Annotated in this window: 10 protein-coding genes; all 10 read left to right on the forward strand. The window is 42.9% G+C overall.

The window, feature by feature from the left end; genetic code table 11:
- Positions 1 to 3,705, forward strand: a 3,705-nt coding sequence (locus ACFIJ7_RS08550) for a hemagglutinin repeat-containing protein (protein ID WP_375645068.1), incomplete at its 5' end; no start/stop codon positions are given.
- Complete coding sequence (locus tag ACFIJ7_RS08555) at positions 3,702 to 4,109, forward strand: hypothetical protein (RefSeq protein ID WP_375645069.1); 408 nt, start codon at positions 3,702 to 3,704, stop codon at positions 4,107 to 4,109. The genes ACFIJ7_RS08550 and ACFIJ7_RS08555, both read left to right, overlap by 4 nt.
- Before the next feature lie 3 nt (positions 4,110 to 4,112).
- Positions 4,113 to 4,877, forward strand: coding sequence for a hypothetical protein (locus ACFIJ7_RS08560; RefSeq protein WP_375645070.1), 765 nt, complete (start codon positions 4,113 to 4,115; stop codon positions 4,875 to 4,877).
- Positions 4,874 to 5,290: a hypothetical protein gene (locus ACFIJ7_RS08565; protein ID WP_375645071.1), complete on the forward strand. Its 417-nt coding sequence runs from the start codon at positions 4,874 to 4,876 to the stop codon at positions 5,288 to 5,290. Before ACFIJ7_RS08560 ends, ACFIJ7_RS08565 begins: the two co-directional genes overlap by 4 nt.
- Positions 5,291 to 5,386: 96 nt before the next feature.
- Positions 5,387 to 5,800, forward strand: a complete 414-nt coding sequence (locus tag ACFIJ7_RS08570) for a hypothetical protein (RefSeq protein WP_375645077.1) — start codon at positions 5,387 to 5,389, stop codon at positions 5,798 to 5,800.
- Positions 5,788 to 5,973, forward strand: a complete 186-nt coding sequence (locus ACFIJ7_RS08575) for a hypothetical protein (RefSeq protein WP_375645072.1) — start codon at positions 5,788 to 5,790, stop codon at positions 5,971 to 5,973. Before ACFIJ7_RS08570 ends, ACFIJ7_RS08575 begins: the two co-directional genes overlap by 13 nt.
- Positions 5,970 to 6,329, forward strand: a complete 360-nt coding sequence (locus ACFIJ7_RS08580; protein WP_375645073.1) for a hypothetical protein — start codon at positions 5,970 to 5,972, stop codon at positions 6,327 to 6,329. Before ACFIJ7_RS08575 ends, ACFIJ7_RS08580 begins: the two co-directional genes overlap by 4 nt.
- A gap of 190 nt (positions 6,330 to 6,519) precedes the next feature.
- Complete coding sequence (locus ACFIJ7_RS08585) at positions 6,520 to 7,161, forward strand: hypothetical protein (protein WP_375645074.1); 642 nt, start codon at positions 6,520 to 6,522, stop codon at positions 7,159 to 7,161.
- Positions 7,145 to 7,549 (forward strand): hypothetical protein, encoded by a 405-nt coding sequence (locus tag ACFIJ7_RS08590; protein WP_375645075.1) that lies wholly within the window; start codon positions 7,145 to 7,147, stop codon positions 7,547 to 7,549. The genes ACFIJ7_RS08585 and ACFIJ7_RS08590 overlap by 17 nt, the downstream gene beginning before the upstream one ends.
- The coding region (locus tag ACFIJ7_RS08595; protein WP_375645076.1) for a hypothetical protein at positions 7,537 to 7,760 on the forward strand (224 nt) is incomplete at its 3' end. The genes ACFIJ7_RS08590 and ACFIJ7_RS08595, both read left to right, overlap by 13 nt.

Consider the following 7,760-nt stretch of genomic DNA (forward strand, 5'->3'; position numbering starts at 1 on the left):
GCTTCCGATATCGATGCGAAGGGCAATGTTGGTCTTGGCGCCCAAGGGGAGGTAACAATAGGGGTGAGAAACGATGAAATGGAGTATCATCTTCAGGGCAAAAACACGAAAGTGGATATGCAAGCCTCTCATGCGGTTGGCTCTTCGATAAAATCGGGAGGTGATACCACTGTCATTGCAGGGCAGGATGGAAAGAAGCATGATCTCACCATCACGGGAAGTTCTGTTGCGGCTGAGGGCAAGGTGGGGCTGAAAGCCAGCAACGATGTTCTGATCACCAATGCAGAGGATAGCTTACACTATGAGATGTCGTACCATAAAGACGGTGGAGCATTTAGTAGCAGCAAATCTGTGCATAACAAGGTGGATGCTACCCAAGTTTCCGGTTCACTCATATCTGGGGGTGAAGGCGTTGCCATTGAATCTGGAAACAACACGGAAATTTTAGCCTCGACGCTCATAGCCGGTAAGGCAGAGGAAACGTCAGGAGAGGAAGCACCAGGAGAACAGAAACAAGCGGATATTACCATTCACTCTGGGGGAAAGATTGTCATCAAAGGCGCCCAAGAACACTTGGATCAGCAAGCACAATCGTCATCAAGTGGCTTTTTGCATGAGGAATCGTCCGATACATCTCAATCGCATACCACAACGGTCTCCTCTATCCTTGGGGCAACGGGCAACATTATCACGCAATCAGACAAAGAGACCACAATCACTGCTTCTCATATGTTTGCAAATGAAGATATTCATGTGACGGGAGAAAATGTGACAATTGATGGCATGACGGACCACCATAGCAGCCATTCAGAGACCCATGAAACGGGTTTTGGTGTGGGATCGGGCAAGGGTTTTGTGTCGATATACGGGAGTGAGGGAAAGACAGAAAATGAAGAGAGTTTTGAGCATCAAGGCTCTTCTCTCAATGGGAAAAATATCACCATCACCGCCACCAAAAAAGATGTGAACGTGGAGGGCTCTGATTTTACTGCGCAAGAAAATATTCATGTTTCGGCAGCCCATGATGTGAATGTTTCACCTGGTCACAATCGTCATAGGGCAAGCTCAAAGGAAGAACGCACAGGCTTTGGCATTCAGTTTGAAAAGAGCAACAGCGGTGCTTCTGTAGGTGTTGGAATTGCAAGCGCCAAAGATACGGGCGATCAATGGGAAACCACTTCCACACAATCACACATCACGGCACGCCAAGATGTGCAGATTACTGCTGACAATGATGTGAACTTACAAGCGACCAATGTTTTGGCGGATCGTGATGTCAACATTGATTCCGGCAATAATATCACCCTATCAGAAAGCTATGATACCTCTAACGCAAAAGAAAAGCATGAAAAGTCTTTTGCTGGTGTGACAACTTCCGTTGATATCGGTGTCCTTGGCACGGTACAAGGCTTAAAAGATTCAGCGGACCGTATGAACAATAAGGATGGAAATAACACAGTTATTAATGGCATACTGACTGGCATGAAAATCAATCACCTCTTTAATAAAGGAGAGAACTTTATTAATTGGCTGACTGGCAACACAGGGGAAAAGGGGAACATAACCAAAGGACTGAGTAACCCATTAGGAGGGATGGGGGGCTCCACCAAGGATGCTCTTGCCAATATGGCTGGCGCATCTGGCAGTGTAACCGTGGGCTTTAAAACTGAGAAAACAGAAGCCTCTGTTCAGACATCTACTGCGGTAACAAATAGTATAGAAGGCGGGCGTTCTATTAATATGCATGCTCACGAAGGCAGCATCCATAGTGTTGGCGCTGATATTATTGCTGGTACCAATCCAATCTATGTGCTGGAAAATGATGCACAGAGCGGAAATATCACCATGGAAGCAGGTAAAGATATCACCTTTGAAAGTGCGCAGAACACGCAAAGCACACAAAATAGCAGTGAAAGTTCTTCAATGAGTGTTGGCACCGGTTATGGCACGGGTGGCGCAGGGGCAACGGGTAGTGCTTCTTTTAGTCAAGGGGAAGGTTCCAGTGATGAAGTGCATCACAAAAACAGCCATATTATTGGCACCGGCACAGTTCATACCACGAGTGGGGCAAACACCACATTGGCAGGCGCCGTGGTTTCTGGAGAGCGTGTAGAAATAGAGGTTGGTGGTGATTTTGCCATTACCAGCCGCAGTGATACGGGACAAACTTCCAGCAAGCAAGACTCTGTTTCTGTTGGGTTTGGTGCTGGACAAACGGGTGGTGGGGGCTCCATGAGCGCCTCTTTCCAAAAGGATAAATCCTCCAGCGATTATCATAGTGTTGTGGAGCAATCAGGCATCAAAGCTGGTGATGGCGGCTTTAATATCATTGTTAAAGACAAAACGACCCTAACCGGAGGCATCATTGCCAGCACCGCGCCGGCGGACAAAAACAGCCTGACCACTGGAAGCATTAGCACCAGTGACATCAACAACGGTGCCCATGCTAAAGCCAGCAGCCATGGGTTTAGCATTTCTGGGAACGACACGATAAAGAACATTGCCAAGAATGTTTTAAATCACGGCAAAGCCAAGGATGGAGCAGAAGGGGAAACCAAATCTGCTATCAGTGATGGGACTATCATCCTTACTGATACAACTGGACAGAGGGCGATGGGGCAAGATGCTGGACAAATCATTGATGCACTCAACCGCAACACCGCAGCAGCACACCAGGCAGTAGGACAGCTAGATGTCGCACCGCTTGAGGGAGCAGTGCATAATCGCGTAGATATGATCAATGATTTATCGGATGAAGGATTGGGATACTGGGACAAAATACGCGAAGTCGCAAATGTCAAAGAGCACCCAGTAGGTGAGGTTGCGCATGATGAAAATGGCAATGTCCTCTATTTAACCGATGAAAATGGAGAGTATATAAAAGGCAGTGATGGAAAACCAATAATTCTGTATCGCTATTTAAAACCAGAGGAAGAAAAGCATTTACAAGCTGGTTCTGATGGCAACAGGCGTATGTTCTATAATGGTATTTTTAACACACCAGATGAGGCTGCCTATCGTGCTGTCCAATTAGCTGATAATGCGCATGAACCCCTTTATTTTACATACCACCCACAAGCTAAAGACAGGCTCGTAGAGTATGGGGTAGCAATTTATGAGTATTTTGGGGGATGGAGTAATTCGGCCAAGAAATTCCAAGATTTTACCTCTCGTTATGGTAATGACAAGGCTATTGTTAGTGCGCATAGTCGTGGTAGCTTAACAGTAGGCAATGGACTGCGTGACTTTGAAAAGCGCGGCATTCACGGTATAGCAGAAAAAACAGATATCTATCTTTTTGGACCAGCGGATCATGCTCGATCTATAGCGAATGCATTATATGTCGTAAGCGATGGCAAAAATGATCATGTTTACTTACAAAGCCATGCATCTGACCCCATTAGCACGTTGTTTGGTTACAATGCACCTACTTTTTATAAAGTACCTTTAAATCTAGATGTTTCACTTTTGGAGAAAGGTATAAAAAATCCTTTATATATGACGCTGTTTGTAGGAACCAGTTTATTGACTACAGCAACCTCTCCATTGATAGAGGGAGGGAGGGCGTTAGGCGGGTATGATCCTAGTCCCCATAATTGTTATGGTGATGCAAGTAAAGCGTGTATAACTAATTATGGAATACCGCCTACTAAACAAATTAATTCAACTTATTCAATTTTAGAGCATTTATGGAAGAAAAAATGAGACAAATTTTGAAATTATTGAGTGGTATAGTCCTATTAAGTGTAGCTGGATGTGACATTGAAAACATTGATAAGCCTCCTCCAGAGTATGTGAGTATGTGGGAGAAGGTAGGTGCAGATTCTACTGAAGTAGGAAAAGCCTTGTTAGAATGCGGAATGCCAAGCATTTTTGATATTGATTCAGAAAACAGAAAGCTTAGTATTAATGAGGATGCAACAATTTATGCTTGCATGGTTCAAGCAGGATTCCATTATAAAGGGAGAGGAAACTGGTGTTATACATTTAGAGAAGAAAACCTTCCCATTTGTCGTCCAGGTGCTGTCATTCCGAAGAGAAGTGTCGAAAAGCGCTTAAACAGCCCGTTTTGTAAAAGAAGTCCAGTACAACCTGAATGCAAGCCTTAAGTGATGATCAACAATCCGCCATCCTTGCCTTCGCTTGGAATGGCGGGATTGTTTCCTCTATATCACTATTTAACGTCAGGGGGAGAAAAGCATTTACAAGCTGGTTCTGATGGCAAGGTTCATGTTTTCCTCAATGGTATTCTTACAACACCAGATGAAGCAGCCCATAATGCGGTTCAGTTGGCTGATAACAAGAATGATCCGCACTATTTTCTGATGTTCCCTCATAGCGATTCGCTCTTGGTAGAGGGGTTCATTGCAGGGTATCAGTATTTTCTAGAAGGTAAGTTGGGTGCTCTGACCAATTCGACGAAGAAGTACCAGAATCTGTTGTATAGCCTTGGCAATATAGGATTGCATACTGATGCGCATAGCCGCGGCAGTATGACAGCGGGCAATGGATCGCATGATTTAGAAAAGCATGGTGTTCATGGTATAGCAAAGGAAACAACGATTAATTTCTTTGGACCAGCTTATAATACTCAAGACATGGCAGATACATTATATATCTTAAGGGATGGCAAGCAAACCACTGTCGGCTTGGAAAATCATGCAGATGATTTTGTTGGTGTTGTATTTGGCAAAAATCCTTACACTTTTGAGCAAATACCTCCTGGAAGTGGTCCCTGGAAAGAGAGAGGGCAAATATTTAAGGGCTACCCCAGTGTCCATGCTTGTTATGGACATCCAAGTGATGCTTGTACAAAGTTCTATGGTTTACCTAATCGTACGCCAATTTATTCAAAATATTCAGGGAGGAAAAAATGAAACAAATCTTGAAATTATTAAGCGGTCTCATTCTGTTAAATATCGCTGGATGTAACATCGACAAGCCTGCTCCAGGGTACTTGAGTATGTGGGAGAAAAATAGTGTTACTGATTTTACTGAGGTAGGAAAAGCTTTGTTAGAATGTGGTATGCCAACGCCTTATGATATCGATCCAGAAAACCAACAGCAGAGTATTAATGCTAAAGCAACAACTTATGCTTGCATGCTCCAATCAGGATTCCGCTATAAAGATGAAGAAGTAGCAAGAGCGGGAGGGCCATGTTATACTTTTAGAGCCGAAAACCTTCCCATTTGTCGTCCAGGTGCTGTCATACCACAGCGAAGTGTCAAGAAGCGCTTAAACAGCCCGTTTTGTACAAAGCATCCAGAACAACCTGAATGCGAGCCTTAAGTTTTGTTTGTGATGATCAAACAATCCCCCTCCTTACCTTCACTTGGAATGGCGGGAGTGTTCCCTCTATATCACTATTTAACGTCAGAGGGAGAAATGAAAGTGTTGTTTAATTTATTAAGCCTGCTCATTCTGTTAACGGTTACTGGATGTGACATTGAAAACATTGACAAACCTGCTCCAGGGTACGTGAATATGTGGGAGAAGCCAGGAGCAGATTCTACTGAGGTAGGAAAAGCCTTATTAGAATGTGGAATGCCGAGTCTTATCGATCCTGGTTCAGAAAATAAAGAGGTAAACAATAATGGATGGGCAACAATTGATGCCTGTATGGTTCAAGCAGGATTCCACTATAAAGATAAATGGGGAGGAACTTGGTGTCAAAACTATAAAGCCGAAAACTTGCCCATTTGTCAGCCTGGTGCTGTCATCCCGAAGAGAAGTGTCGAAAAGCGCTTAAACAGCCCGTTTTGTAAAAGGTATAAAAATGCATCTGAATGCAAGCCTTAAGTGATAATCAACAATCCGCCATCTTTGCCTTTGCTTGGAACGGCGGGATTGTTTCCTCAACTAACCATTTCAATATTGTTCACCGTTGTTTTAATGAAGCGGTGACAGGAAATATCAACAGGCTTATGAGCTGTTTTATCGTAAATAAATCCATTGAAAGAGGGGAAAAATGAAGAAAATCTTAAAAATATTGAGTTGCATGGCTTTGTTAAGTATCACTGGATGTGTTAACTCAATTCCCTCACTTTCTCCAGCATTATGGAGAAATAAAATACTTTTAGAATGTGGAGTACCGGACCTTAATAAGGTTGTGGCGCTAGATTTGAATCAATTTGCCAGTATTGAAATGTGTATGGCGCAATCAGGTTTTCGCCCTAGCTTTACAATACAAGATTGGTGTGAAAACCATAAATCGGACAATCTTCCCATATGTCGTCCTGGTGCTGTCATGCCTCAGCGAAGTGTTGAGAGACGCTTAAATAGCCCTTATTGTAAAAAGCATTCAGAACAACTTGAATGCAAACCTTAAGTGTTTCTATTGGTGATGATCAACAATCCCCCTCCTTGCCTTCACTTGGAATGGCGGGATTGTTTCCTCAACCACATTATTAACGGCTGAGGAAAAGCAGCATTTACAAGAAGGTTCTGATGGCAAGGTTCATGTTTTCCTCAATGGTATTCTTACAACACCAGATGAAGCAGCCCATAATGCGGTTCAGTTGGCTGATAATGCGCATGAACCCCTTTATTTTACCTACCACCCCCAAGCTAAAGACAAGCTAGTAGAATATGGGGTAGCAATTTATGAGTATTTTGGGGGATGGAGTAATTCGACCAAGAAATTCCAAGATTTTACCTATCGTTATGGCAATACAGGGGCGATTGTTAGTGCGCATAGCCGGGGTAGTTTGACAGTGGGTAATGGAATGCGTGACTTTGAAAAGCATGGCATTCACGGTATAGCAGAAAAAACAGATATCTATCTTTTTGGACCCGCTGATAACTCTCTATCGATAGCGAATGCACTCTATTATGTGAGTGATGGTAAAAAAGATTATATTTATTTACAAAACCATATATTCGATCCCATAGGTACAGGATTTGGTTACAATCCACCTACTGCTTATAAGGTACCCTTGAGGTTCCCTTATGCAATATTTCCACCAGCAACTCCAATGATAGAGCAAGGGGGAGCGTTCATCGGGCATAACCCTAGTACCCATAAGTGTTATGGTAATGCGGGGAAAAAATGTCAAGATAATTATGGAATACATCATAATGCAAAAATTTATGCACCTTATGCAATTTTAGATAATTTAGGTTTAGGTTATTTATGGAGAAAAAATGAATACACTGTTTAAATTATTAAGTGGGATAGTTCTGTTAAGTGTCTCTGGATGTGACATATCAAATATTGACAAACCTCCTCCAGGGGAAGTACATGGGTGGTTGAAGGAGGGAGCAGATTTTACTGAGATAGGAAAAGCTTTATTAGAATGTGGAATGCCGAGTCTTATCGATCCTGATTCAGAAAATAGAAACCTCAGTTTAAATCAAATGGCATCCATTGATGCTTGTATGGTCCAAGCAGGATTTCGTGATAGATACGGTGGTCCATATTGGTGCTATAATTATAAAGACCTTCCCATTTGTCAGCTTGGTGCTGTCATCCCACAGAGAAGTGTCGAAAAGCGCTTAAACAGCCCGTTTTGTAAAAGGTATAAAAACGCGGATGAATGCAAACCTTAAGTTTTGTTTGTGATGATCAACAATCCCTCATCCTTGCTTTGCTTGAAATGACGGGATTGTTTCCTCTATATCACTATTTAACGTCAGAGGGAGAAAAGCATTTACAAGCTGGTTCTGATGGCAAGGTTCATGTTTTCCTCAATGGTATTCTTACAACACCAGATGAAGCAGCCCATAATGCGGTTCAGTTGGCTGATAACAAGAATGATCC

Origin of the sequence: Bartonella sp. MR100HLJHH, from assembly GCF_042194215.1 — a bacterium.
GTDB classification, from domain to species: domain Bacteria; phylum Pseudomonadota; class Alphaproteobacteria; order Rhizobiales; family Rhizobiaceae; genus Bartonella; species Bartonella grahamii.